This is a genomic window from Arthrobacter globiformis, assembly GCF_046536215.2.
In the GTDB taxonomy this organism is placed as follows: Bacteria; Actinomycetota; Actinomycetes; order Actinomycetales; family Micrococcaceae; genus Arthrobacter; species Arthrobacter globiformis_E.
On the sequence record NZ_CM143421.1, the window covers coordinates 4,745,126 to 4,769,029 of the forward strand.

Consider the following 23,904-nt stretch of genomic DNA (forward strand, 5'->3'; position numbering starts at 1 on the left):
CGCCGATCGTCGGTGTGACTATTAATCAACTTCACGCTACCCCTGTGCGGGAGTGGCTGTCTGCCGAAAGCCGTGACGTTCGCTGTAGGCAAAGAGCTAACGGCAGGCCGGGACGCGTAGTGTTAGAAGCCGGAACGTATGTAGGCTGTGCCCCGGCTGTTCGCCGGGCTGCGGCCGCGGTGCAGCGCTGAATGACGCGGTGCGGAGAGGTCCTTCAGTGACGATAACCAAGGGCGGCCAGCCCGCAGAGGAATCCCCGGCGCCCGTCGCCGGTGGCGGGAACCCCGATGAAACCGGGGAAGCCGGCCGGTGGCGGCGTGCCCGGGGCAGGGATCCGCGCATCTCCGCGATGACACTGTCCGGGCTACTGGCGCTCGGGCTAGGCGTGACGGCCGCCGTCCTTCCCGTCCCCTACGTGGTGGAATCGCCCGGGCCCACGTTCAACACACTGGGCACGGAAAATACGAAGCCCGTGATCAGCGTATCGGGCCGCGAGACATTCCCGGCCAAGGGGAACCTCGATCTCACCACTGTCTATGTCGACGGCGGCCCCAACGGTCCCGTGAGCGTCTTTGAGGCGTTCTCGGCGTGGCTTGACGGTTCCAAGGCGGTGTACCCCGAGGAACTGATCTTCCCGACTGGTGTCACCAAGGAGGAATCGCAGCAGGAGAGTGCCGTGGCCATGGCCACGTCGCAGGAGAACGCTGTGGCGGCGGCCCTGAAGGGACTCGATATCGCGTATGCGCAGAAGCTTGAGGTGGCGGACCTGTCCGAGGGGTCGGCCGCGCAGGGCAAACTGCAGAAGGGCGATGTCTTCACCTCCATCAACGCCAAGCCCGTCACGTCACTCGAGGTGATCCAGGACGAACTGGCCGCCGGAAAGGGCAAGCCAGCCGTCGTCGTCGTAAGCCGGGACGGCAAGCAGGTGACCGAAACGGTGACGCCGGCGAAGAACCCGTCCGGACGGTACATCCTGGGCGTCCTGCTGCAGTACCGGTTCACTTTCCCGTTCGACGTGAAGATCTCACTGGACAAGGTGGGCGGCCCGAGCGCCGGGATGATGTTCGCCCTGGGAATCATGGACACCCTGACGCCCGGGGACCTCACCGGCGGAAAACACATCGCGGGGACGGGCACCATCAGTCCCGACGGCGTGGTGGGCCCGATCGGGGGCATCGCGGTGAAGATGCACGGAGCCCGGGCCGACGGTGCCACCATGTTCCTGGCCCCGGCGGCGAACTGCGCCGAGGTTGTGGGGCATGTTCCGGACGGGCTGCAGGTGGTCAAGGTGGAAAACCTGGACGAGGCAAAGTCCGCCGTGGAGCTGGCCGCCAAGGGCGGCGACACGTCGGGACTTCCGGCCTGCACCAACAACTAGACTAAATCGAGGAACTAAGGCTCCGGTCCGCTCGTGGCACTAATTGACAGCCGGTGCCGGCGCTATGCGTGCCCTCCACTGAAAACTTAAAATTAAGACCAGCAACTGACAAAGCTATGAGGTACGAGTTTGTCCCGTCCTGCCAGCCCCACCCCGCCCGGAAAACTCCAGACAAGGCGTGGTGCATTGACGCCCACGCTCATCGTCGTTGCGCTGGTTGTTGTCGGGTTCATCTTCTTCGCCAACGTGTGGACGGACGTCCTTTGGTACCAGCAGCTTGGCTACTTCGAGGTGTTCCTGACTGAGAACCTGGCGAGGATCGGCATTTTCGCCGCCGGCTTCCTCATCATGTTCGCGGCCGTGTTTTATGCGATCCGGATCGCGTACCACGCCCGTCCGGTCTATGCGCCGGACTCGGAAATCCGGGACAACCTCAACCGCTACCAGGCGCAGCTGGAACCCGTGCGGCGCGTGGTCATGATCGGGCTGCCCGTGCTGTTTGGGCTCTTCGCCGGCAGCGCGGCCTCCAGCCAGTGGCAGAAGGTCATGCTGTTCTTCAACCAGGAGTCCTTCGGCCAGAACGATCCGGAATTCGGGCTCGACATCGGCTTCTACCTGATGACGCTGCCGTTCCTGGGCTTCGTCACCGGGTTCCTGATCAGCGTGGCGATCGTCGCCGGCATCGCGGGCATCCTCACGCACTACCTGTACGGCAGCATCCGGATCATGGAGCGCGGCATCTTCACCAGCCGCGCGGCGCAGATCCACCTTGCCGTCACCGGCGCCTCCTTCCTGATCCTGCTGGGCGTCAACTTCTGGCTGGACCGCTACTCCGCCCTGCAGAACAGCGGCGGCCGCTGGGCCGGCGCGCTGTACACCGACGTCAACGCCGTCATCCCCACCAAGGCGATCCTGGCCGTCGCGGCGGCCCTCGTGGCCATCCTCTTCATCGTCGCAGCTGTGATCGGCAAGTGGCGGCTCCCGGTGATCGGCACGGCGATGCTGATCATCACCTCCATCCTGGCCGGCGGGGTGTACCCGTGGGTCATCCAGCAATTCCAGGTCCGCCCGTCCGAGCAGACCCTGGAACGGAAGTACATCGAGCGCAACATCGGCATGACCCGGGCGGCGTACGGCCTGGACCAGGTGAAGGTGGAGCGGTACAACGCCACCACCACGACCACCGCCGGAGCCCTGGCCCCCGACGCGCAGACCACCGCCAACATCCGGCTCCTGGACCCGAACCTGATCTCGGACGCCTTCTCGCAGCTTGAGCAGTTCCGCCCGTACTACCAGTTCCCCAAGGCGCTCAACGTCGACCGGTACATGGTGGACGGCAAGGTGCAGGACACTGTCATCGCCGTGCGCGAGCTGAACCCGGACGGCCTCGCCGCCGACCAGCAGTCCTGGCTGAACCGCCACGTCGTGTACACCCACGGCTATGGTGTTGTTGCCGCGAAGGGCAACAAGTTCACGGCCGACGGAAAGCCGGAGTTCCTGCAGTCCGGCATCCCGTCCACCGGCGTCCTCGGCAACGATACGACCTACGAACCCCGCATCTACTTCGGCGAGGACTCCCCGGAGTACTCGATCGTGGGGGCGCCGGAAGGCGCACCGCACCGCGAGCAGGACCGCCCGGCCTCCAAGGAGGGCGGCGAGACGCAGTACACCTTCACCGGAAACGGCGGCCCGAACGTGGGCAGCTTCTTCAACAAGGTCCTCTACTCGATCAAGTTCCAGTCCTCGGACCTGCTGCTCTCCGACGGCGTGAACGAGGCCTCGCAGATCCTGTACGAACGCAACCCGCGGGAGCGCGTGCAGAAGGTGGCCCCCTACCTGACCGTGGACGGCAACGCCTACCCCGCCGTGGTTGACGGCCGGGTCAAGTGGATCGTGGACGGCTACACCACCAGCCAGTACTACCCGTACTCGCAGCAGGAGCAGCTCTCCGACGCCACCACGGACTCACAGACCACCGCCGGACGCAACGTGGCGCTGCCGAACAGCTCGGTCAACTACATCCGCAACTCGGTCAAGGCTACCGTGGACGCCTACGACGGTTCCGTGACGCTGTACGCCTGGGATGACCAGGATCCGCTGCTGAAGGCCTGGCAGAAGGTGTTCCCTTCCACCCTGAAGCCGTACTCGGAGATGTCCGGCGCCGTCATGAGCCACGTCCGCTACCCGGAGGACCTGTTCAAGGTCCAGCGTGAGCTGCTGGGCCGCTACCACGTCACGGATCCCGTGAGCTTCTACAAGAACGACGACGCGTGGAGCGTTCCGAACGATCCCACCGTGTCGCAGGAGGTCAAGCAGCCGCCGTTCTACATGTCGCTGCAGATGCCGGACCAGAAGACACCGGCGTTCCAGCTGACCTCGTCCTACATTCCGCAGGTGGTCAACAACAACGCCCGCAACGTCCTCTACGGCTTCCTCGCGGCTGACTCCGATGCAGGCTCGCAGAAGGGCGTGAAGTCGGAGAGCTACGGGCAGCTCCGGCTCCTGCAGGTCCCGCCGGAATCCCAGGTCCCCGGCCCCGGCCAGGCACAGAACAAGTTCAACTCGGATCCCGCTGTCTCCCAGGCTCTGAACCTGCTGCGGCAGGGTGCCTCGGATGTGCTCAACGGCAACCTGCTGACGCTTCCCGCGGCCCGGGGCATGCTCTACATCCAGCCCGTCTACCTCAAGTCCACGGGCGAGACCTCCTACCCGACCCTGCAGCGGGTGCTCGTGGCCTTTGGTGACAAGATCGGCTTCGCCCCCACCTTGGATGAGGCACTGAACCAGCTGTTTGGCGGCCGGTCCGGGGCCCAGGCAGGCGACTCGCCAAATAACGGCAAGACACCCACGTCTCCGGGCACCACGCCGACTGCGCCGGGCTCGGAGGATGCCAAGGCAGCACTGAAGGCAGCCCTGGATGAGGCAAACGCGGCCATCAAGGCGGGCCAGGCTGCACTGGCCAAGGGTGATTTCGCGGCATACGGCGACCAGCAGAAGAAGCTCTCGGCGGCCCTGCAGAAGGCGCTCGACGCCGAGGCGAAGCTGGGCAGCACCGGAACGGCCAGCAGCCCGACGTCGCCGTCAGCAACGCCGACGCCGTCACCCAGCAGTTGACCGGCTGACCAGCAGCTGAAAAGGCCGGCCCTCCCCGGAAGGGGAGGGGCCGGCCTTTCGCGTAAGAGAGTGCATTGGATTTGCGGAGACGCAGATCACGTCGTTTGGATTTGGCCTCCTGTTCACCGGCCGGTAGAGTAGTTCTTGCGACGCGGGGTGGAGCAGTTCGGTAGCTCGCTGGGCTCATAACCCAGAGGTCACAGGTTCAAATCCTGTCCCCGCAACTGAAGAAAAGACCCGGATCACCGTATGGTGGTCCGGGTTTTTTGTTGTCCCCAAGTTTGCCCCGGCGTTCGGGGTCTGGCGAAAATGGCCGTGGTCAGAGTGCCCCGAAAAGTAGGGTAGTGTTAACCAAGCGACGCGGGGTGGAGCAGTTCGGTAGCTCGCTGGGCTCATAACCCAGAGGTCACAGGTTCAAATCCTGTCCCCGCAACCAGAAGGAAGCCCTGACCACAACGTGGTCGGGGCTTTCTGCATTACCGGAGCATTTGTTCATGTGCTGAGGGTTCCTAGTATTCTCTAATCGCAGGGCCCGGAATTCCTGGCCGGCGCAGGGCGCCCACACTGGTCAGTCATTCTCGAGAGGAACGTGTAGCTCGATGTCCACAACGAAGAACAAGTCCGGCACTGCCAGGGGCAAGCGCGCCAGGCTGTACTGGGCGGTGCCTGCAGCGCTCGTGGCCCTGGTGCTGGTGGTGCTCCTCGCAAAGTGGATCACCGGCCTGCCCGACGTCCGGTCGTTCCTCTCGGACTACCCGGGGCATTCCGAGCTTCCCGCCGGCGCCCCCGTCGGTTTCCCGGCCTGGCTGGCCTGGCAGCATTTCCTCAACGCGTTCTTCCTGCTGCTCATCATCCGTTCGGGCTGGCAGGTCCGCACCACCACGCGCCCCGCGGGCTACTGGACCCGGAACAACAAGGGGTTCATCAAAACCAGGACGGCGCCCACCAAGATCAGCCTGGATCTCTGGTTCCACCTCACGCTGGATGCGCTCTGGATCCTGAACGGGCTGGTCTTTGTGATCCTGCTCTTCGCCACCGGCCAGTGGACCCGGATCGTCCCCACGTCCTGGGATGTATTCCCGAACGCGGTCTCGGCCGGCCTGCAGTACGCCTCGCTGAACTGGCCCACGGAGAACGGCTGGGTCAACTACAACGCCCTGCAGCTCCTGACCTACTTCGCCACGGTGTTCATCGCAGCTCCGCTGGCCTTCATCACGGGCCTGCGGATGTCCGCCGCCTGGCCCAAAAAGGCCGCCGGGGTGAACAAGGCTTTCCCCATCGAGGCCGCCCGTGCAGTGCACTTCCCGGTGATGATCTACTTCGTGGCCTTCATCGTGGTGCACGTGTTCCTGGTCCTGGCCACCGGCGCGCTGCGGAACCTCAACCACATGTACGGCGGCAGCGACGACGTGAGCTGGGTCGGCTTCTGGTTCTTCGTCGCGTCGGTCGCGGTCATGGTTGGAGCCTGGTTCCTGGCCCGGCCGCTGTTTCTGCGTCCCATCGCCTCGCTCATGGGCAAGGTCACCAACCGGTAACCGCTCACCCCTCCTTGAGCCGCTGGTAGGTGTCCAGCGCCCGTTCCCGGGATTCCTGCAGGCCCACCAGCGGGTCGGGGTAGCCCGGAGCCGCCGCCGGATTCTTCCAGGGCTCGTGCACCGCCCGGTCATCCAGGTCCGCCAGTTCCGGGATGAAGCCGCGAAGGTAACTGCCGCCGGCGTCGAACTTCTTGCTCTGTGTCACGGGATTGAAGATCCTGAAATAGGGGGAGGCATCCGCGCCTGAGCCCGCTACCCACTGCCAGTTGGCCGGGTTGTTCGCCGCGTCGGCGTCCACCAGGGTGTCCCAGAACCAGGCCTCGCCCACGCGCCAGTCGGCCAGCATGTTTTTCACGAGGAACGACGCCGCAGCCATGCGGACCCTGTTGTGCATCCAGCCGGTCTGCCACAGCTGCCGCATGCCGGCGTCCACCAGGGGATAGCCGGTGCGCCCCTGCTGCCAGGCCTCCAGTTCGGCGTCGGACGGCGTTTGCCAGGCAAAGCGGTCAAACTCCCGGCGGTAGTTGTGGGTGGCAAGGTCCGGATTTTCGAACAGCAGCTGCCAGCAGAATTCGCGCCAGCCCAGTTCGCCCCGGAAAATCCCGACGTCGGCCGGTGCGTGGCGCGGGAAGCGTTCCCGGAGGGAATGCCAGACCCGGAAGGGACTGATCTCGCCGAAGCGCAGGTGCGCTGAGAGGCGGCTGGTGCCCTCGATGCCCGGCAGGTCGCGGCCCCTGCCGTAGTCCTCCACGGGGCCGTCGAGGAAGTCTTCCAGCCGTTCGTGGGCGCCGTTCTCGCCCGGGGTCCAGGTCTCTGCGAGGCCGCCGCTCCAGTCCGGCTGACGGGGGAGGAGGCGCCAGCTGTCCAGCCGGTCGCCGGCCGGCGGGCGACCGGACTTTCCGGCTGCGGACTCTGGGAGCCGGTCCGGGGGATCGGAAGGGAGCCGCGGTTCGGCACCGGCCAGGCAGGAGCGCCAGAACGGGGTGAAGACCTTGTACGGTCCGCCCGATCCCGTGCGCACCGTCCACGGCTCGAACAGCAGGTTTGCCTGGAAGCTGGTGGCCTCGATGCCCTGTTCGGCAGCCCACTCCTTGATGCCGGCGTCGATGGTCCGCTCGGGCTGGCCGTACCGACGGTTCCAGAACAGCCTCTCCGCACCTGTCTTGGCGGCCAGCTCCCCAATGACCGGAGCGGCGGCGCCCCGGCGCAGCAGCAGCCGTGATCCGTGCGTTTCGAGGCTGGCGGCGAGGGCGGACAGCGAGTGGTGGAGCCACCACCTGGCCGCGGCGCCCAGGGGCCGGATGCCGGGGGAGTCCTCGTCGAGGATATAGACGACGGTCACGGGATCGGGCAGTGCCGCCGCGGCGGCCAGGGCGGGGTTGTCGTCGAGCCGGAGGTCGTCCCGGAGCCAGACAATCGTGGAAGCCATGGTTTCACGCTACACGTGCCCGGAGACGGCGGAGGCCGGGATCCCGGTGGATCCCGGCCTCGGCCGGTGCGGCGCTGACGGCGTCCCTCGGTTGAGTGCTTAAAGTTCGCTGCGTGTTTACAGCTTGTCGAAGTCCGCCTCGTCCACGGTGGAGGAGGACGATGCTGTGTTGCCGCCGGCTCCGATGGCGGGCTTGGCATTGCCTGACTTCAGCGCGGCAAGCCGGGCCTCGATCTCGGTCTGCTCGCCGAGGTCCTCAAGCTGGTTGAACTGGGCGTCCAGGCTGGAAGCGGCAAGTTCCTGCTGGCCGCGGACCTTGGCCTCTTCGCGCCGGATCTTTTCCTCGAAGCGGCCCACCTCGCTGGTGGGGTCGAGGATGTCGATGCTGCGGAGCGCATCGTGCACCTGGGACTGCGCGGCCGCCGTCTTGGAGCGGGCTACCAGCTCGTTGCGCTTGCTGGTCAGCTGGTTCAGCTTGTTCTTCATCTGGTCCAGGCCGGTCTTGAGCCGGTCCACCACTTCGCTCTGGGAAGCGATGTTGGGCTCGGCCGCCCGGGCCTCATTCTCCGAGGAAATCTGGCGCTGCAGGGCCACCTTGGCCAGGTTGTCGAACTTCTGCGCGTCGGCCGCGTTGCCGGCGCCGCGGAATTCGTCCGCCTTGCGGGAGGCGGCCAGGGCCTTGTTGCCCCAGTCCTGTGCGTTCTTGATGTCCTCGTTGTAGTCGTCCTGGAGCATGCGCAGGTTTCCGATGGTCTGGGCCACCGCGGACTCGGCTTCGGCAATGTTGTTGGTGTAGTCGCGGACCATCTGGTCCAGCATTTTCTGCGGGTCCTCGGCCTGGTCCAGCAAGGCGTTGATGTTTGCTTTCGCCAGCTGCGCCATGCGGCCGAAAATGGACTGCTTAACCATGGTGTTACCTTTCGTCCTGCTCCGTATGTGCCACTGAGTTCAGTGAACAGTTGTGTACAGCTTCTACCCGCCGGCCCGGGTGCACGGGCCGGCGCCTAGTTTGTGCCGGCTAGAAACTGCCAGAGTCCCCGCCGCCGAAGTCGCCCCCACCGAAGTCTCCTCCGCCGAAGCCGCCGCCGTCTCCGCCCCAGCCTCCGCCGTCGCCCCAGTTGCCGCCGTCGCTGTGGCCGCCGCCCCAGCCGCCGCCGCTGCCGCCGTTGAGGATGGAGTTGATGAGGATGCCGCCAAGGATAGCGCCGCCCAGGCCGCCGCCTCCGCCGCCGCCGAACATGCCGCCGCGGCCGTAGCCCTGGCCGTACCCCTGGTTGGCGTAGCCGAAGCTGTCGACATCGGACTGTGCCAGCTGGGCGGCCTGGGCCGCCAGGGCGTGCGCCTGCTGGGCGTAAGTCAGGGCTGTCACGGGGTCGTTGCGTGAGATGGACAGTGCGTAATCGAGGTTGCGCTGGGCCTCCGCGAGCCGGGTCCGGGCTTCGGTGCCCACGCCGCCTCGGCGGGCGGTGATGTAATCCGAGGTGGCGCTTATCTGGGCCTGGGCGGACATGATGGTCTGCTGCAGCGAAGCCTGCGCCCTGCGCGCCTGCTCCTGCTGGTCCCGGATGCCGCCCAGCGCCTGGTCGAGCGCCTGGTGCGCCGACTCGACCCGCTCCAAGGTTGCAATGGGATCGATCTTGCCGCTCTGGATTTCGCTCTTCACCCGGGCAAGGGCAGCTTCCACGCCGGCCACGGGACCCTCGAGCTCCGGGTGCGCGCCGGACTGGATCATGGCCTTCGCCTGGGCCAGGTCCTGGGAGGTGTCCACGACGGCGGACTCCAGGCCCTGGCGGGCCGAGTCCAGGTTGCCGGCCACCTTGGAGATGGCATCCAGGAGGACGTTGGTCTGGTGCAGGCTCTCCTCCGATGCCCTGACGGCCACGGCCGCCAGGCTCGTCTCGCCGGAGTCAAGCTTTTCACGCGCAGCGGCGCTGGCATTCTGCACGAAGGCCAGCCGCTCTTTGGCCTGCAGGATGTTGTCCGAGACCTGGGCGAGCGCGCTGTCCGCGTACTTGCCGCGCAGCTCGGCCAGGGTCTGGTCCGCCCGTGCGATCTTCGCGTCGGCCTCTGCGGCGCCGGCGTCCACTGCCGCGAGGGCCTGTGGCGCGTTCTTCTCGAGTTCGCGCAGCGAGTCGAAGTCTGCTTTCTGCTCCTGCAGTGATGCCAGGGCGGCTTCGGACCTCCGGATGATTTCGCCGAGCCAGCTGCGCTGCTGTTCTTCGGTGTCAGGGATGTGGTCGTCCAGCTGCTGCTGCAGCTTGAACGACTCGGACATGTGCGCTTTGGCCTCCTGAAGCGCCTTGGTGAAGTTGCCCACGGCCGCTTCCCCGTACTGCGCCTCGGCGAAGCCCAGTTCCTGTTCGCTCGACTTGATCGCGTCGTCTGCCTCGATCAGCAGGGAGCCGCTCTTCCGGCGGAGGTCCTCGATGCTCATGCCGGCCAGAGGATCGAGTTCGGCACCCTGCGGGCCGTAGCCGGCGCCGGATGCCTGGCCGGCCTTCTTCCGCCTGTTGCGCAGGTAAAGGTATGTGCCCGCACCGCCGGCGGCCACGATGCCAGCACCAACGAGCACAGCCGTGCCGGCGCCGCCGCCGGAAGGAACCGTTCCGCTTCCGCCACCCGCGGCGTCGCCGATGGCAGCCGCGGTGTCGATGGCGGCCTGCGCAAAGTCCCGCTTGCCACCACCGAGGTTGGCCGCGATGGCGTTCTGTGTGATGTTCCCGGTCTTGGACGCGATGGCGCTTGCTGAGTTGGGGGCGAAGTAATACTTGCCCTCGGTAGAGATCGCCAGCAGAACGTCAGCCCTGCCCATGCCCTTGCTGGTGGCTACGGCCTGGCCCCATGACTTGGGGTCGCTCGGGTTTTGGAATGACTTTACGGTGACCACGTACAGGTTGTACTTGTGGTCTTTGAGGAGCTTTTGGATCGAGTCCTCAACTTCGCCCTTGCGGCTGCCGAGGACATTTGCGTCGTCGACGATGTTTTGGCCGGAGGGGATGGCTACCGGATCCTCGGCCCAGGCCGCCGCGGCCGGAGCCGCCAGCACTGCCGTCAGGCCGATCACGGCGAGAACACGTTTCAACATTGACCGCATGGCAACCCTTCAGCACGCCGCGGCTGGTTCGGGACGAACAGCCGTCATAGAATGCAGCAGCGCCCCCACGCCGGGTGTAAAGCCGCAGGTCGCTGTGGCAATTCTTCTTGATTCTATGGTGCACCAGCGGGACCGTCCACGGCGGGGAATATGCCACCAGCGAAAAGCGCTGGAGACGATGGCGGCGGCCCGGAACACTGGCAGGTACACCGTCACGGAGGGCATTCAGGAACCTCCCAGCAAACGTCCGAATTAGTTTCAGTCCGATCGTCCATAGTTAATACAGACGCGGATGAAAGGAAGTCCAATGACTGAGCACCCAGTACCGGGCGCAGCACCTGAGAACCGAGATCCTTCAGGGCGGCCTGTTGATCCGACCCCTCGGCCTGAGCCCGCGGAGGGTCTCCAGCCTCCTGCGGCGCAGGACGGCGACTACCGCACTGCCGTCGGTTCCGAGAACCCCACGGTGCGCCTTGACTCCGAGAGCAACCCCACCCGGCCGTTGTACCGGCCCGCCCAGGACGCAGGCCAGCCCCGCGAAGGCCAGCCGGGTCCAAGCCAGCCCCGCGAAGCCCGGGCCGATGAGGGCCAGCCGTACGGCAGCCAGCCGGAGAACCGCGAGCACCCGCAGCAGCAGCGGCCCGGCGGTCCGCATCCGGTTTACCCGCAGCACGCGCCCTTCTACGGGCAGCAGTCCGGGCCGGCGACGCAGCCGATCGGTGCCCAGTACTCGCAGCACAACAGCCACCCGGCTTTCCAGGACAACCGCACCAGCCAGCCCAAGCGCAAGGCCACGTTCGGCGTCGGCACGCTGGTGGCAAGCATCCTGGCCGCAGGCCTCGTGGGCGGCGGCGTTGCCACCGTCGGCTCCGGCAACCTGTTCGACGCCGGCGGAACGGCGCCTGCCGTCAGTTCCGGAAGCCAGCCCGGAACGGTGATCGTCAACAACCAGGATTCGGTCAACGAGATCACCGCTGCGGCCGTCAAAGCGTCGCCGAGCGTCGTCACCATCAAGGCCACCAGCGGCAGCGAGGGCGGCACCGGCTCCGGGATCATCCTCGACGACCAGGGCCATATCCTCACCAACACCCACGTCGTCACGCTCGACGGCGCCACGGCGAGTGCGGAAATCCAAATCCGCACCAACGACGGCCGCGTCCTCAGCGCCAAGGTTGTTGGCACCGACCCACTCTCCGACCTGGCAGTCATCAAGGTGGACAACCCGTCCGGCCTCACGCCTGCAGCTCTCGGTGACTCCAGCAAGCTGAACGTCGGGGATACCGCGGTGGCCATCGGTTCGCCGCTCGGCCTCACCGGCACGGTGACCGACGGCATCGTCTCCACGCTGAACAGGACCATCAGCGTCGCGTCTTCGGCGGCCCCGAAGGAAGGAACGGACAACTCCCAGGGCGGCGGCCAGGGGTTTGAGTTCGCTCCTCCGGGCCAGGGGCAGGGCCAGAGCTCGGCCAACAAGGGTTCGATCTCCATCAACGTCATCCAGACCGACGCGGCCATCAACCCCGGCAACTCCGGTGGTGCCCTGGTCAACAGCAAGGGTGAAGTGATCGGCGTCAACGTCGCGATCGCCTCCGCCGGCGGCAGTTCCGCAGCCAGCGGAACAGGCAACATCGGCGTGGGCTTCAGCATCCCGATCAACAATGCCAAGCGCGTGGCGCAGGAAATCATCGACAACGGCAAGGCCACCCACGGCCAGTTGGGCGTGAGCGTCCAGGCGAAGTCGGCATCGGATGCCGGGTTCTCCACGGGAGCCGACGTGGCCTCGGTGGAGCAGGGCTCGGCGGCGGCGAAGGCAGGAATCAGGGTGGGCGATGTGGTGACTCGCTTCAACGACCTGGCCATCAGTGACCCGAACCAGCTGACGGCAGCTGTCCGCGAGCAGCCGTCCGGCTCCTCGGTGAAGATCACGGTCCTGCGCAACGGCCGCGAGCAGCAGCTGGACGTGACGCTCGGCGCAGCCGCAGAACAGTAGAGCGCAGCCGCAGAACAGTAGAGCGCAGTAACTGCACCAAGCACGACGGCGGGCCGCACCTGGGGGTGTGGCCCGCCGTCGTTGTCCCTGCGTCTGACGCAGGCCTTCGGCCCGCCCCCTTTGACACAGGCGTTAACGGGGCGTCATATGACGGGCCCAATATGGTTAGCTAGGAGCTACCCGTATCCCGGGCGTTCCACGGCCATGACCTCACCCGGCTGGCTATCCACAAGCACGGAAGGCTGCTGTAAATACAGTGGAAGAGACATTGAAGATCGTCGTCCTGGTCAAGCATGTGCCGGACGCCCAGTTCGACCGGCACCTCAGCGGCGAGGGCCACACCACGGACCGCGACGAGAGCATCCTGTCCGAACTGGATGAGTACGCCCTGGAAGCCGCCCTGCAGCTTGCCGAAGCCCGCGGCGGTGCCAAGGCCGGCAACAAGGTGATCGCTTTGAGCATGGGACCGGCCGGCGCCGTGAACGCCATCAAGAAGTCCCTGCAGATCGGCGCCACCGAGGGTGTGCACCTCACCGATGCCGCGCTCGCCGGCTCGGATGCCGCCGCTACCTCGCTGGCGCTCGCAGCTGCCCTCCGCCACCTCGGCGCGGACGCCCCCGTTGACTTGGTGCTGACCGGCATGGCCTCCACCGACGGTGAGACGTCCCTGGTTCCGGCCCAGCTCGCCGAGCGCCTCGGGCTTCCGCAGGTGACCTTTGCCTCCTCCCTGGACGTCGACGGCGGACGCGTTACGGCGCGCCGTGACGCGGACACCCACTCGGAGACGGTCGAGGCGTCCCTGCCCGCCGTGGTCTCTGTCACCGACCAGATCAACGAACCGCGCTACCCCAACTTCAAGGGCATCATCGCGGCCAAGCGCAAGAGCATCACCACGCTTTCGCTGGCTGACATCGGAGTCGATTCCTCCCAGGTTGGCCACGCCGGATCCTGGACCCGCGTGACCACGGCCGAGGAACGCCCGCCGCGCACTGCCGGCACCATCATCACGGACGAAGGCGACGCCGGCATCAAGCTGGTTGACTTCCTGGCCGCCCAGAAGCTGCTCTAAGGGGACTCCACAACATGGCAAACGTACTGGTATTCATTGACAACCCCGGGCAGGCTCTCAAGAAGAGCAGCCTGGAACTCCTCACCATCGCCCGCTCCCTCGGGGAGACCGCCGTGGCGGTCAACGGCGAACTGTCCGACGACGCCGCCGGCACCCTGGGTGCCTACGGCGCGGCCAGCGTCTTCCGGCCCGCCGCGGCGGACCTCGACGACTACCTCGTCGCCCCCAAGGCCGCCTTCCTGGCTGCCGTGGCGGACAAGTCCGGTGCCACCACCGTCCTGCTGGAGAACTCACCCGAGGGCAAGGAAATCGCGGCCCGGCTCGGCATCCGGCTGAGCGCCGGCGTCATCACCGACGTCGTCGCGGTTGACGCCGACGGTACCGCCCACAAGTCCGTGCTTGCCGGTTCGTACACCACGACGGCCAAGGCCACCACCCCGGTCACCGTGCTGTCCGTGAAGGCAAACTCCGTGGACCCCGAGCCCGCGGCGGCTCCCGGAACACCCGAAACCGTCACCGTCGACGCTCCTGCCGACGCCACGGCAGCGGCTGCCCGCATCACCTCCCGCGAACAGAAGGTCGCCAGCGGCCGCCCGGACCTCACCGATGCGCGCATCGTGGTGGCCGGCGGACGCGGCCTCGACGGCGACTTCGGTCCCGTGGAGGAACTGGCGGACGCCCTGGGTGCGGCCGTGGGCGCATCCCGCGCGGCAACGGATGCCGGCTGGATCAGCCACGACGCGCAGGTCGGCCAGACCGGCAAGACCGTCTCGCCGCAGCTGTACATCTCCGCCGGCATTTCCGGTGCCATCCAGCAGAAGGCCGGCATGCAGACCGCCAAGGTGATCGTTGCCGTGAACAAGGACGCCGAGTCGCCCGTGTTTGAAATCGCGGACTTCGGCATCGTTGGTGATCTCTTCCAGGTGCTGCCGCAGGCAACCGAAGAAATCAAGAAGCGCAAGGGCTGAGTCCTTGGCCGCAAACGCTGCACCAGCGCAGAGCCCGTTCAATCCGGAACAGCACCGGATTGAGCGGGTGCTCTGTTTCGCAGCCCATCCCGACGACATCGATTTCGGGGCCGCCGGCACTATTGCCGCATGGACGGCGGCCGGCGTCGAGGTCAGCTACTGCATCATGACGGACGGCGACGCCGGGGGCTTCGACCCCGCGCAGCGCGCCGAAATCATCGCCCTGAGGGCGGCGGAGCAGAAACGTGCCGCGGCACTCGTTGGCGTCACGGACATCCACTACCTGCACCAGCGGGACGGGTACCTTGAACCGAACCACGAGGTGATGCGCGGAGTGGTGAAGCTGATCCGGGAAGTCCGGCCCGACGTCGTGCTTTCCATGCATCCGGAACGCAACTGGAAACGCATCCAGAAGAGCCATCCGGACCACCTGGCGGTGGGGGAGGCAGTGACCCGGGCCATCTACCCGGCTGTGGAAAACCCCTTCGCCTACCCGGACCTTGCCGAGTCAGGCCTGGAGGCCTACAAGGTTCCGTGGCTGTGGTTCTTTGCAGGGCCCGAGGAACGCGAGAACCACTACGTGGACGTCACGGAGCACGTGGAGAGCAAGCTTGAGGCGATCCACGTCCATGTCAGCCAGCACCCGGATACCGAGGCCATGGAAGCCAGGGTGCGCCGCGGCATGCGGGAATACGCCGAACGTGCAGGACTGCCCGACGGACGCAGTGCCGAGGCGTTCCACGTGGTCATGGTCAACGGGCCCGGGACGATCGCCGGCTTCTAGGCTGGCCCTTTCAGCTGCGATGCCGCGTAGACCTTGATCCCCTCCAGCAGGTAGGGGGCGAGGCCTGCGCGGCTTTTGTCGTAGAAGGCGGTGAACCGCGGGTCCTCGACGTACATCCGGCCCAGGCCGACATAGCTGTCCGCGTCCGGCGTCCAGCTGACGCAGATCCAGCGGTAATGGCGTTCGACGGCGGCCTGCACCCGCGCGTCGTCCGCCGCCAGTCCGGCGTCCAGGCAGCGGCCCAGTTCCTCGTTGATCGCGCCTGCCTCCGCCATAAAGGCCTGCTTGTCGGCAGCGCTGAGCGCTGCGTGCCGGGCCTTGCTGTCCTCGACGGCCTGGTCGCCCCACCTCTGGCGGGCTTCCTCCTCGTACGGGTTGGTGTCAAAGTCCTTGAAAATTTCCTCGCCTGACATGGCGTCTCCTTGCTGCAGTGCCGATATGGTTGCCCCGACGGTCCTGGCCATCCGGTCCAGGCGGTCGCGCTCGGCCAGCAGCCATTTCCGGTGCACGCTCAGCGCGTCCAGCTGGTCTGCCTGGCCGTCCAGAACCTGGCCAATGGTTTCCAGGCCCAGGCCCAGTTCGCGGAGAAGCAGGATGCGCTGGAGACGCAGCAGTTCAGGCTGCGTGTAGTAGCGGTAGCCGTTGTGCCCGGTGTAGGCAGGCGGCAGCAATCCCACCTGGTCATAGTGCCGGAGGGTCCGGGACGAGACCCTGCTCAGCTTCGCCAGCTCGGCGATGGACCAGCTCCGGAGTTCTTCCTGCTTCATGCCTCCAGCGTAGAAGTTGACGCAACGTCAACGTCAAGGCCCGGCACCGAGCGTCAGGCGTTCAGCGGCGCGGCAGCCACGGTGGGCAGCGTCGGGGTCGCCGATCCGCCGGCAGGCTCGACAGTGATGCCGAGCGCGGCCGCGGAGCCGATGCCCTTGACCAGGGCAGGCTTCGACAACGCCTCCGCATCCATCAGCCCCTGCGAGACGGGGGTGGAGCCGTCCTTCGGAATCAGCCACATCTGGTACACCTTGCCCGCGGGCGGAGGCGGCACATCCTTCATCCGCACAACCAGCGCATCGTGCGACGGCGAGATCGAAACCGTCGCCGTCCCTCCGCCGCTGACGTCGACTGTCGCCTGCCGGGCGTCCTGCGCCTCGACGACCTGCCTGAGAGGATCGTTCTGGTTGGCCACGTAGGCCCCGATCCCCACCCCGCCGAGCGCGATCACGGCAGCAGCCGCAACACCGACGAGCCAATTGCGGAGGCCGGCGGACCGGCGTCGTACTTCGCGGCGCTGGCGCGCAGCGGCAAGCTCGTCGGCAGCAGGCTCAGCCGGGGCATCCCCCTCCGCGTGGGCCCCGGCCGCCGTCTTGGCTGCCTCCGCCGCGGGTGCGGCAGCGGGAAGCTGCGCAACGATGCGGGCGAACAGGTCCGCGGGCGGCTCCTCCTCGGCCGTGAAGGACATGGCCAGAGTTTCCCTCGCCTGGCGGACCCGTTCGTTGAAGGATGCGCGTTCCGCCTCGGGGGCGCCGCTGACGTAGGCGTCGATGGCTTCGCGCTCCGCGTCGGTGATGGCGTCGAGGGCGTAGATCTCGGCCAGCTCCACGGCCCGGCCGGCCGCGAGGTCAGTGGGAATGTCGGCGGCAAAGGCCCTGGGCAGCTGGCGGCCGCGGGAATCATTCGTATCGGTCATTGTCAGCTCACCCCCAGGCAGGTCTTGAGTCGGATCAGTCCGTCGCGGATGCGGGACTTGATGGTTGGAACGGCCGCGTTCAGTTTTTCGGCCACTTCGCGGTAGGTGAGGCCGCCGTAGTAGGCGAGCCGCACGGATTCCTGCTGCGTTTCGGTCAGCGTGTCCAGGCAGCGAACCACGGCTTCGGCCTCGAGCCGGCTGTCCACCTCGTCCGACACTGAGTCGTGGTCGATGTCCTGGCTGTTGGCGCCGTACCTGGCCTCACGTTCGCTCGCGGACTGCGCTGACCGGACCCTGTCGACGGCCCGGCGGTGCGAGATGGTCATGAGCCAGGCCAGGGGGCTTCCGCTGGCCGGATCGAACTTCGCGGCGTTTTGCCAGACCTGCAGGAAGACCTCCTGGACGGTGTCCTCGCTGAGCTCCGGGTCGATCAGCACCCGGCGCGCCATGCCGAAGACCCGCCGCGACGTCAGCCGGTAGAACTCTGCGAAGGACGCCTGGTCGCCCTGGGCGACCCGCTCCAGCAGCTGTGCCAGCTGCTGGTTAAGGTCGACGGCGGTGCCGGGCGGCGCGGTGGCGTCAAAGTTCGGCGCGTTGGGAGTTTCCATCACCCTCAAGCATAGGTTGCCTGCTGGCGGATGCGGCACACCGCAACCGGCCACGGGAGCATCGTGCCGGGCAAAACGGAATGCTGTGGTGCCCGGCCGCCGTGTTGTCACCTGCCGCTCCTTCCGCTCCTGATGTGCATGCCCTTTGGATGTGCTCAGGAGGGATTCGGTGCCGCGCAGGCCTTGGATGGGTGGCAGTGCAGGCGGGCTGTGTTCAGAGCTGGGCGCCGGTGAAACCCTGCTGGCGCCAGGCCTCGTAGACGGCGATGGATGCCGCGTTCGCCAGGTTCAGCGACCGCAGCGACGGCAGCATGGGCAGGCGCACCCGGGACGTGACGTGTGGATCGCGCTTCAGGTCATCCGGCAGACCCACGGACTCCGGGCCGAACATCAGGACATCGCCGGGCCGGTAGGCAATGTCCGTATAGGACACCTCGCCGTCGGACGTGAAGGCGAAGACGCGCTCTGGCTGCAGGGCCTCCCAGGCGGCCTCGATGTTGGGGTGGACAGTGACCACTGCCAGGTCGTGGTAGTCCAGGCCCGCACGCCGGAGCTTGGCATCGGAGAAGTCGAAGCCCAAAGGCTCCACGAGGTGGAGTTCGGCGCCGGTGATGGCGGCGAGACGGATGGCGTTGCCCGTATTGCCGGGAATTTCAGGCGTGTGGAAGAGGATGCGGAACACGCTTCCATCCTAGCGGCGGCAAAACCGGCGCTTAGTGCATGCCCCGCAGCAGCCGCGCGAGCACCGGGACGTTGACGGTGTTCGGCGCCGGACCGGAGGACAGGAAATCCTTCAGCCCGCGAGCAAGGCCTGCGGCGTTGACCACCTCGACCAGGTCGGAGCCGCCGCGGGAGCGGCGGTGGCGGTCGATGACAGGTTCGTGGAGGTTGCCGTCCGGGCTGTGGACCACTGTCCATCCGGTCACGTTGAGTTCCGGAAAGATGTCCTGCATGCGCCGGACCACGTGGGACAGCTGTGGCGGGGCGATCGACCTGCCGCCGTGGTTCAGCGTGTTGCCGTCCCACGCGTAGGCGCCCTTGGGCAGCAGCATGGAGCCGATCAGCGCAAGCCGGTAGCCCGAGAGCAGCACGTGGTCAATGTGGCTGTTGTCTGCCGGGGACTGCAGCCCGTTGATCAGGCGCGCTGCAGGGATCGCCGGCAGGACCTGCCTGCTGATCAGCTGGACCGTGCGCAGCTCCCGCTGGATGCGGGCCTCGGCGCCGAAGATGCCCCGCTTCCTGGGCATGCCGTGGACCTGCTGGCCGGCGAGTTCCGGCGGGAGCAGGGGAACGGCACCGGGCGTGTCGAAGGGCGGCACGTAAACGGGGGCATCGCCGGAGGTGTTGCGGGGCGTTCCTGGTTTGTGGATCGTGGCGGACGCGTGGCTGCCGGCAGCCGGGGCGTCGAAGTGCGCCTCGTCGCCTTCTGCGCGGCTCCTGCGCGGGCCGGCAGCGTAGGAGCGGTCATAGGCGGCCCGGCGCTGCGGGTCGATGAGCGTTTCATACGCAAGGGTCACCTGCCGGAACGTCGCAGCGTCGCCTCCGTGGTCGGGATGCGAAGCGCGGGCAGCCTTGCGGTAGGCCACCTTGATCTCCCTCTCGGTCGCGGTCGCCGCCACGCGGAGCACTTCGTAGTGGGAACTGCTGCCCTTGGTCAAGCATGGTCCTTAAGTCGTTGTTGCCGGCGTGCATGCGCGGCGCGGTCTGCCAAGCATATAAGCCGGTCTTGACGGTCTTCTGGATCAACGTTCGCAGCAGGGCTGCCGGTTCCCGCCGGTGTTAACGCGGGGCGTCTAGACTTTTCGGTATGGGAGTTCGGACAGGTCGCGGCGGTGCCCGCCATGCACGCATGGCGGTGGCAGCCGTTGCAGCGACGGCCTTCCTCGGCGGCTGCAGCATCGGGGTCCCGGATCCCGCTGCGCCCAGCAACCCGCCGTTAACCAGCGGACCTGCGACGCCGAGCATTACCCCCGGCCACGACGCCGGCGCGGTGGCCGCGCGCGACATGCCGTTCTCGGCGGGGCCCACCCTGGCACACGGCGTTCCCGTCGGGCTGTCGGAGGACCTGGCCGAAGCGCCGCACTGGAAACAGGTGGTCGGCAACGCCGGCGGCACGAGCCGCTATTCAAAGTCCGACGGCTGCCAGGTGGCGGCCGGGGTGCGTCAGAACCAGTGGTCCCTGGTGGCGGCTGATGACAGGGAATCGACAGCGGCGCTTTTCGCCTACCTGGACCCCACGATCCTGCCGGCCTACCTGAAGCCGGCATCGCTGCGCTGGGGCGGCGAACGGGGCAAGCCCGCGCCGGCCGTGGATGTGCTGGTCCTGGAACGGGCCGCCAAGCCCACCGGCCGGAATGCCGGCAGGGCCACCGCGGTGCTGGCCCGGGTATTTGGTGAGGCCGGCTCCTCGGTGTACGTGTCGGCGTCGTGCCCGACGGCGGCGGCGCTCGCCGCCGCCCGGGCCGACATTGCTCAGTGGCTGACGGTGGTTCCGCCGGCCTGACGGGCCGCTGCGGCGGTTGCCAGCCGGTTCAGGGCCAGGGCGGCCACGAACAGGCCGAAGTCGCGCAGGGCGACGTCGAAGAAGGCGCCGAGGATGATCAGGTTCAGGATGATCCCCAAGAGCCAGGCAGCCACTACCAGCGAGCCGATCCGTGGCCGCAGGGCTACCAGGATTCCGCCGACTATCTCGACGACGCCGACGCCATACATCACTGTCTGCGCCGGCAGGTGCAGGATATCCGGAACCATCGGTGCGAGGTAGCCGGTCCAGTCGGTCAGGAGGTTGGTGAACTTGTCCAGGCCGAACAGGATGGGCGCCACGGTGAAGACGGTGCGCAGGAGCAGGAACGCCTGGCGGGCCGGATCCGACGCCAGCGTGTTCGGGCCTGCGGACTCCCTCACTGCGGTGGTTTTCATGACGAACTCCCTTCTAAAAGTAGATAGCTTGATTTTAGAACTGGACATCCTTCTTTAGCAACAGATCTTGATTTTAGAGTTACGCTGGATTTATGAGCCGCAAACCTGAAGACCACGAGCCGGGAACCGTTCTTTCGTGGACCGGCCGTTTGGCCGCCCTGGCCTCACTGGGTGATGCGGGCAGGCGGCGCCTTTTTGAGTACGTCAGCGGGCAGCCGTCGGCTGTGGGGCGGGACGATGCTGCGGCTGCGCTGGACATGCCCCGGTCCACGGCGTCGTTCCACCTGGACAAGCTGGTCCGGGACGGCCTGCTCGCCGTCGAGTTCCGCAAGCTCGGCGGAAAGGCCGGCCCGGGGTCGGGCCGTCCCGCAAAGCTCTACCGTCCGGCGCTGGACGAGGTGGGGGCGTCAGTTCCGGAGCGTAGCTACGACCTGGCCGGCGAGCTGATGGCCACTGCCATCGAATCCTCAATAGCCGACGGGGGAGGGGTCCGCGAGGCGCTGGCCGATGCCTCTTACGCCCGTGGCCGTGCCCTGGGCGGGGAGGGAGCATCCCTGGATGAAGTGCTCGGCAGCATCGGCTATATGCCGGAACAGGACGGCGAGGGGGGAACCATCCTGATGAACTGCCCCTTCCACCGGCTCGCCGACGGTCACACGGACGTGGTGTGTGCCATGAACGGAGCGTTGCTGAGCGGTGCCGCCGCAGCCTGCGGGGTGCCGGAGGACAGGGTGGTGGAGGACCGGACTGTCGGGCGCTGCTGCGCCAGGATCAGGCCGTGAGGCCACAGCAAGCCAGGCCGCCCCGGAATCCTGCGGCGTCTAAATTTTGCGGCGTCTAGAATTTAAGCGTGCCTGTTTACCTGGACCATGCCGCCACCACGCCCATCGCCGCCGAAGCCCTGGCTGCCCTGACGCGCGAGCTGTCCCGGACCGGGAATCCCTCGTCCCTTCACGGCTCCGGCCGCCGGGCCAGGCGTTCCGTGGAGGACGCGCGGGAAACCCTTGCCGCGGCGGCAGGTGCCCATCCCTCGGAGGTCATCTTCACCTCGGGCGGCACCGAAGCGGACAACCTGGCCGTCAAAGGCCTGTACTGGTCCCGGCTGGCTGAAGACCCGCGCCGGCGGCGGATCCTGTGTTCCGCCGTCGAGCATCACGCCGTGCTGGACACCGTTGAGTGGCTGGAACGCCATGAAGGGGCGGAAGTTGCGTGGCTGCCCGTCAAGGAAGACGGCGTGCTGGACCTCGACGCGCTGCGGGCCGAGCTGCAGCGTGAGCCCGAGTCCATTGCCCTGGTGACGGTCATGTGGGCCAACAACGAGGTGGGGAGCATCCAGCCCGTCCACCGGGCAGTGGAGCTCGCGCACGCCGCCGGCGTTCCGGTGCATTCCGACGCTGTGCAGGCGTTTGGCTCCGTCCCCGTGGATTTCCATGCCTCCGGGCTCGATGCCATGTCCATCTCCGGCCACAAGATCGGCGGCCCGGTGGGCGTCGGCGCGCTCATCCTGGGGCGGTCAGTGAAGCTCACGCCCGTGCAGCACGGCGGCGGCCAGGAGCGCGACGTCCGCTCGGGAACGCTCGACACCGCATCCATCGCGGCCTTCGCCGCCGCAGCCGACACTGCCGCAAGGAACCTCGACGCCGAAGCTCCGCGGATTTCCGGCCTGCGCGACCGGCTCATCGCGGGGGTCCGCGAAGCAGTTCCGGCGGCGGTGCTGCGCGGACCGGAGGGGGAGGGGCGCCTGCCCGGAAATGCGCATTTCACCTTCCCCGGCTGCGAAGGCGACTCCCTGCTGTTCCTCCTGGACCTGGCCGGCGTGGAATCGTCCACCGGCTCCGCGTGCACGGCAGGTGTTCCGCGTCCGTCGCACGTCCTGCTCGCCATGGGCCTGGACGAGGAGACGGCGCGCGGTGCGCAGCGCTTCACCCTGGGGCATCCATCGACGGAAGCGGACGTGGACGCACTTCTCGCGGCCCTGCCCGGCGCCTACGCCCGGGCGCGGCAGGCCGGAATGGCCGGGCACGAATCCTCCATTCAGACCGCTGCCACTGTTGCCCGTCAGGGTTCCGGCATCAGCTGATCGAACGGCACGTCCTCGTCGGCAAGCCGCTCGGCAGGCGCCTCGGTGCGGGCGGTGATGAGCGCCTTGATGGTCTTCTGGGCGCTGGGCTTCACGGACCTTGGCCAGTTGACGCTCATGCCGGCCACAACGCGGCCGTCCTGCTGCCAGAACGCCACGAACTGCTTGCTGTCGAGCGAGCCGCGGATGACCGGGACCGCTTTGGCGGCGAGGGACGGGAAGCCCGAGTACTCCATGCTGACATCGAACTGGTCGGTGTAGAAGTAGGGGACCACGTCCAGGGCAGCGTCCTGGCCGAGCATGGCTTTGGCCGCCACCTTGCCCCCGTTGAGCGCGTTGGACCAGTGTTCGCTGCGGTGGTGCTCGCCGGTGAACGGATGCAGGGCGTTGGCGGCGTCGCCGGCCGCAAAAATGTCCGGCGCGCTGGTGCGCAGCGAGGCGTCGGTGAGGATCCCGTTGCGGACTTCCAGCCCGGCCCCGGAAGCAAGGGCCGTTTCCGGAACCACGCCCACAGCGATGACCACGATGTCCGCGGGCAGGAGCTCGCCGGCGTCGGTCACCACGCCTGTCACCTTCCCGTTCTGTCCGGTGATCTCCTTGGCTGAGGCGGGCAGCCGGAAGCGGACCCCGTTGTCCTCGTGCAGGGTCCGGAAGAAGCTGCCGAGCTCCGGGCCGATTGCCGCGGCGAGCGGAATGTCCTCAAGCCCCAGCAGCGTGACCTGGTTGCCATACGTGCTCGCCGCTGCGGCCAGTTCCATCCCGATCCAGCCGGAGCCGATGAGCACGACGTTCCGTCCGCCGGGCGCCAGCAGTTCCCGGAGGCGGCGGCTGTCATCGATCGTGCGGAAGGTGGTGACGCCGTCCAGTTCCGCGCCGCTCAGCGCTAGCGTCCGCGGCGTGGCGCCAGGCGCCAGCAGGAGTGCGCCGTATCCCTGGACTGTTCCGTCGGCGAAGCGTACGGTACGTGCCGCCGGATCGACCGACGCAACCGGGTTGCCGAGGCGGAGGCTGACGTTGTTGTCGGCGTACCAGTTCTCCGGGGCGACCTCGACGGCGTCCTCCGCCGCCTTGCCGAGCAGGTATTCCTTGGACAGCGGGGGCCGGAGATAGGGAGGATGCTGTTCGGTGCCCGCGATGGTGATGTTCCCGGCGTATCCTTCGGCGCGCAGGGTGCGGGCCGCCGTCGCTCCGGCCAGCCCGGCGCCGGCGATGACAATGCTTTCAGGGGTCATGGCGCTACTCGATTCGCACG

20 protein-coding genes and 2 tRNA genes are annotated in these 23,904 nt (G+C 67.1%); 12 read left to right on the forward strand and 10 right to left on the reverse strand.

Annotated features, from left to right (window positions below; translation table 11 throughout):
* Positions 1-217 precede the first annotated feature (217 nt).
* The 5 genes from R5O87_RS21585 to R5O87_RS21605 all read left to right on the forward strand — a co-directional run bounded on the left by R5O87_RS21585 (position 218) and on the right by R5O87_RS21605 (position 6,027).
* Complete coding sequence (locus R5O87_RS21585; protein ID WP_410553989.1) at positions 218-1,378, forward strand: YlbL family protein; 1,161 nt, start codon at positions 218-220, stop codon at positions 1,376-1,378.
* 186 nt (positions 1,379-1,564) lie between these two features.
* Entirely contained in the window at positions 1,565-4,492 is a 2,928-nt protein-coding gene (locus R5O87_RS21590) for a UPF0182 family membrane protein (protein ID WP_462836349.1), read from the forward strand.
* A gap of 150 nt (positions 4,493-4,642) precedes the next feature.
* Positions 4,643-4,716 (forward strand) — tRNA-Met (locus R5O87_RS21595).
* Positions 4,717-4,851: 135 nt separating this feature from the next.
* A tRNA-Met gene (locus R5O87_RS21600) sits at positions 4,852-4,928 on the forward strand.
* Between the two features lie 163 nt (positions 4,929-5,091).
* Positions 5,092-6,027 carry a cytochrome b/b6 domain-containing protein gene (locus R5O87_RS21605; protein ID WP_410553991.1) on the forward strand — a complete coding sequence of 312 codons (936 nt, stop codon included), beginning with the start codon at positions 5,092-5,094 and terminating at the stop codon, positions 6,025-6,027.
* A gap of 4 nt (positions 6,028-6,031) precedes the next feature.
* On the opposite strand, the gene R5O87_RS21610 is transcribed toward R5O87_RS21605, so the two are convergent.
* The 3 genes from R5O87_RS21610 to R5O87_RS21620 form a co-directional block, all read right to left on the reverse strand.
* Complete coding sequence (locus R5O87_RS21610) at positions 6,032-7,456, reverse strand: cryptochrome/photolyase family protein (RefSeq protein WP_410553993.1); 1,425 nt, start codon at positions 7,454-7,456, stop codon at positions 6,032-6,034.
* Between the two features lie 117 nt (positions 7,457-7,573).
* Complete coding sequence (locus R5O87_RS21615) at positions 7,574-8,365, reverse strand: PspA/IM30 family protein (protein ID WP_410553994.1); 792 nt, start codon at positions 8,363-8,365, stop codon at positions 7,574-7,576.
* Between the two features lie 109 nt (positions 8,366-8,474).
* A complete protein-coding gene (locus R5O87_RS21620; protein WP_410553995.1) occupies positions 8,475-10,550 on the reverse strand; it encodes a TPM domain-containing protein in 2,076 nt (691 codons plus the stop codon).
* 307 nt (positions 10,551-10,857) lie between these two features.
* On the opposite strand from R5O87_RS21620, the gene R5O87_RS21625 reads away from it, so the two are divergent.
* The 4 genes from R5O87_RS21625 to R5O87_RS21640 all read left to right on the forward strand — a co-directional run bounded on the left by R5O87_RS21625 (position 10,858) and on the right by R5O87_RS21640 (position 15,361).
* Positions 10,858-12,540, forward strand: a complete 1,683-nt coding sequence (locus tag R5O87_RS21625; protein WP_410553996.1) for a trypsin-like peptidase domain-containing protein — start codon at positions 10,858-10,860, stop codon at positions 12,538-12,540.
* A gap of 268 nt (positions 12,541-12,808) precedes the next feature.
* Positions 12,809-13,609, forward strand: coding sequence for an electron transfer flavoprotein subunit beta/FixA family protein (locus R5O87_RS21630; RefSeq protein WP_410554095.1), 801 nt, complete (start codon positions 12,809-12,811; stop codon positions 13,607-13,609).
* Positions 13,610-13,623: 14 nt separating this feature from the next.
* A complete protein-coding gene (locus tag R5O87_RS21635) occupies positions 13,624-14,577 on the forward strand; it encodes an electron transfer flavoprotein subunit alpha/FixB family protein (RefSeq protein ID WP_410553997.1) in 954 nt (317 codons plus the stop codon).
* A gap of 4 nt (positions 14,578-14,581) precedes the next feature.
* The gene (locus R5O87_RS21640; protein WP_410553998.1) at positions 14,582-15,361 is read left to right on the forward strand and encodes a PIG-L deacetylase family protein; all 780 of its coding nucleotides are present in this window, start codon (positions 14,582-14,584) and stop codon (positions 15,359-15,361) included.
* On the opposite strand, the gene R5O87_RS21645 is transcribed toward R5O87_RS21640, so the two are convergent.
* The 5 genes from R5O87_RS21645 to R5O87_RS21665 form a co-directional block, all read right to left on the reverse strand.
* Positions 15,358-16,128 (reverse strand): MerR family transcriptional regulator, encoded by a 771-nt coding sequence (locus R5O87_RS21645; protein WP_410553999.1) that lies wholly within the window; start codon positions 16,126-16,128, stop codon positions 15,358-15,360. The two genes, R5O87_RS21640 and R5O87_RS21645, sit on opposite strands and share 4 nt — an antisense overlap.
* 53 nt (positions 16,129-16,181) lie before the next feature.
* Positions 16,182-17,045, reverse strand: a complete 864-nt coding sequence (locus R5O87_RS21650; protein WP_410554000.1) for an anti-sigma factor — start codon at positions 17,043-17,045, stop codon at positions 16,182-16,184.
* A gap of 2 nt (positions 17,046-17,047) precedes the next feature.
* Positions 17,048-17,653 carry a sigma-70 family RNA polymerase sigma factor gene (locus R5O87_RS21655; RefSeq protein WP_410554001.1) on the reverse strand — a complete coding sequence of 202 codons (606 nt, stop codon included), beginning with the start codon at positions 17,651-17,653 and terminating at the stop codon, positions 17,048-17,050.
* Between the two features lie 214 nt (positions 17,654-17,867).
* A complete protein-coding gene (locus R5O87_RS21660; RefSeq protein ID WP_003805026.1) occupies positions 17,868-18,335 on the reverse strand; it encodes a tRNA (cytidine(34)-2'-O)-methyltransferase in 468 nt (155 codons plus the stop codon).
* Positions 18,336-18,366: 31 nt separating this feature from the next.
* Positions 18,367-19,311: a J domain-containing protein gene (locus R5O87_RS21665; protein ID WP_410554002.1), complete on the reverse strand. Its 945-nt coding sequence runs from the start codon at positions 19,309-19,311 to the stop codon at positions 18,367-18,369.
* A 149-nt stretch (positions 19,312-19,460) separates the two neighbouring features.
* Between R5O87_RS21665 and R5O87_RS21670 the strand changes: the two genes are divergently transcribed.
* On the forward strand, positions 19,461-20,156 hold the full coding sequence (locus R5O87_RS21670; RefSeq protein ID WP_410554003.1) for a hypothetical protein: 696 nt from the start codon (positions 19,461-19,463) through the stop codon (positions 20,154-20,156).
* Here the strand turns inward: R5O87_RS21670 and R5O87_RS21675 are convergent.
* Complete coding sequence (locus tag R5O87_RS21675; RefSeq protein WP_410554004.1) at positions 20,126-20,572, reverse strand: DoxX family membrane protein; 447 nt, start codon at positions 20,570-20,572, stop codon at positions 20,126-20,128. The genes R5O87_RS21670 and R5O87_RS21675 overlap by 31 nt on opposite strands.
* Positions 20,573-20,664: 92 nt before the next feature.
* Between R5O87_RS21675 and R5O87_RS21680 the strand changes: the two genes are divergently transcribed.
* Together R5O87_RS21680 and R5O87_RS21685 are read left to right on the forward strand one after the other, a co-directional pair.
* A complete protein-coding gene (locus R5O87_RS21680; RefSeq protein WP_410554005.1) occupies positions 20,665-21,354 on the forward strand; it encodes a helix-turn-helix transcriptional regulator in 690 nt (229 codons plus the stop codon).
* Between the two features lie 68 nt (positions 21,355-21,422).
* Complete coding sequence (locus R5O87_RS21685) at positions 21,423-22,652, forward strand: cysteine desulfurase family protein (RefSeq protein WP_410554006.1); 1,230 nt, start codon at positions 21,423-21,425, stop codon at positions 22,650-22,652.
* On the opposite strand, the gene R5O87_RS21690 is transcribed toward R5O87_RS21685, so the two are convergent.
* The gene (locus R5O87_RS21690; protein WP_410554007.1) at positions 22,631-23,884 is read right to left on the reverse strand and encodes an NAD(P)/FAD-dependent oxidoreductase; all 1,254 of its coding nucleotides are present in this window, start codon (positions 23,882-23,884) and stop codon (positions 22,631-22,633) included. The genes R5O87_RS21685 and R5O87_RS21690 overlap by 22 nt on opposite strands.
* Positions 23,885-23,904: the final 20 nt, after the last annotated feature.

Bases quoted from the DNA above. Each gene is read 5' to 3' on its own strand.
- R5O87_RS21650 (WP_410554000.1), bottom strand. From the start codon at position 17,045: ATGACCGATACGAATGATTCCCGCGGCCGCCAGCTGCCCAGGGCCTTT.
- R5O87_RS21615 (WP_410553994.1), bottom strand. From the start codon at position 8,365: ATGGTTAAGCAGTCCATTTTCGGCCGCATGGCGCAGCTGGCGAAAGCA.
- R5O87_RS21670 (WP_410554003.1), top strand. From the start codon at position 19,461: ATGGGAGTTCGGACAGGTCGCGGCGGTGCCCGCCATGCACGCATGGCG.
- R5O87_RS21635 (WP_410553997.1), top strand. From the start codon at position 13,624: ATGGCAAACGTACTGGTATTCATTGACAACCCCGGGCAGGCTCTCAAG.
- R5O87_RS21625 (WP_410553996.1), top strand. From the start codon at position 10,858: ATGACTGAGCACCCAGTACCGGGCGCAGCACCTGAGAACCGAGATCCT.
- R5O87_RS21690 (WP_410554007.1), bottom strand. From the start codon at position 23,884: ATGACCCCTGAAAGCATTGTCATCGCCGGCGCCGGGCTGGCCGGAGCG.
- R5O87_RS21680 (WP_410554005.1), top strand. From the start codon at position 20,665: ATGAGCCGCAAACCTGAAGACCACGAGCCGGGAACCGTTCTTTCGTGG.
- R5O87_RS21655 (WP_410554001.1), bottom strand. From the start codon at position 17,653: ATGGAAACTCCCAACGCGCCGAACTTTGACGCCACCGCGCCGCCCGGC.
- R5O87_RS21645 (WP_410553999.1), bottom strand. From the start codon at position 16,128: ATGAAGCAGGAAGAACTCCGGAGCTGGTCCATCGCCGAGCTGGCGAAG.
- R5O87_RS21610 (WP_410553993.1), bottom strand. From the start codon at position 7,456: ATGGCTTCCACGATTGTCTGGCTCCGGGACGACCTCCGGCTCGACGAC.
- R5O87_RS21675 (WP_410554004.1), bottom strand. From the start codon at position 20,572: ATGAAAACCACCGCAGTGAGGGAGTCCGCAGGCCCGAACACGCTGGCG.
- R5O87_RS21605 (WP_410553991.1), top strand. From the start codon at position 5,092: ATGTCCACAACGAAGAACAAGTCCGGCACTGCCAGGGGCAAGCGCGCC.
- R5O87_RS21620 (WP_410553995.1), bottom strand. From the start codon at position 10,550: ATGCGGTCAATGTTGAAACGTGTTCTCGCCGTGATCGGCCTGACGGCA.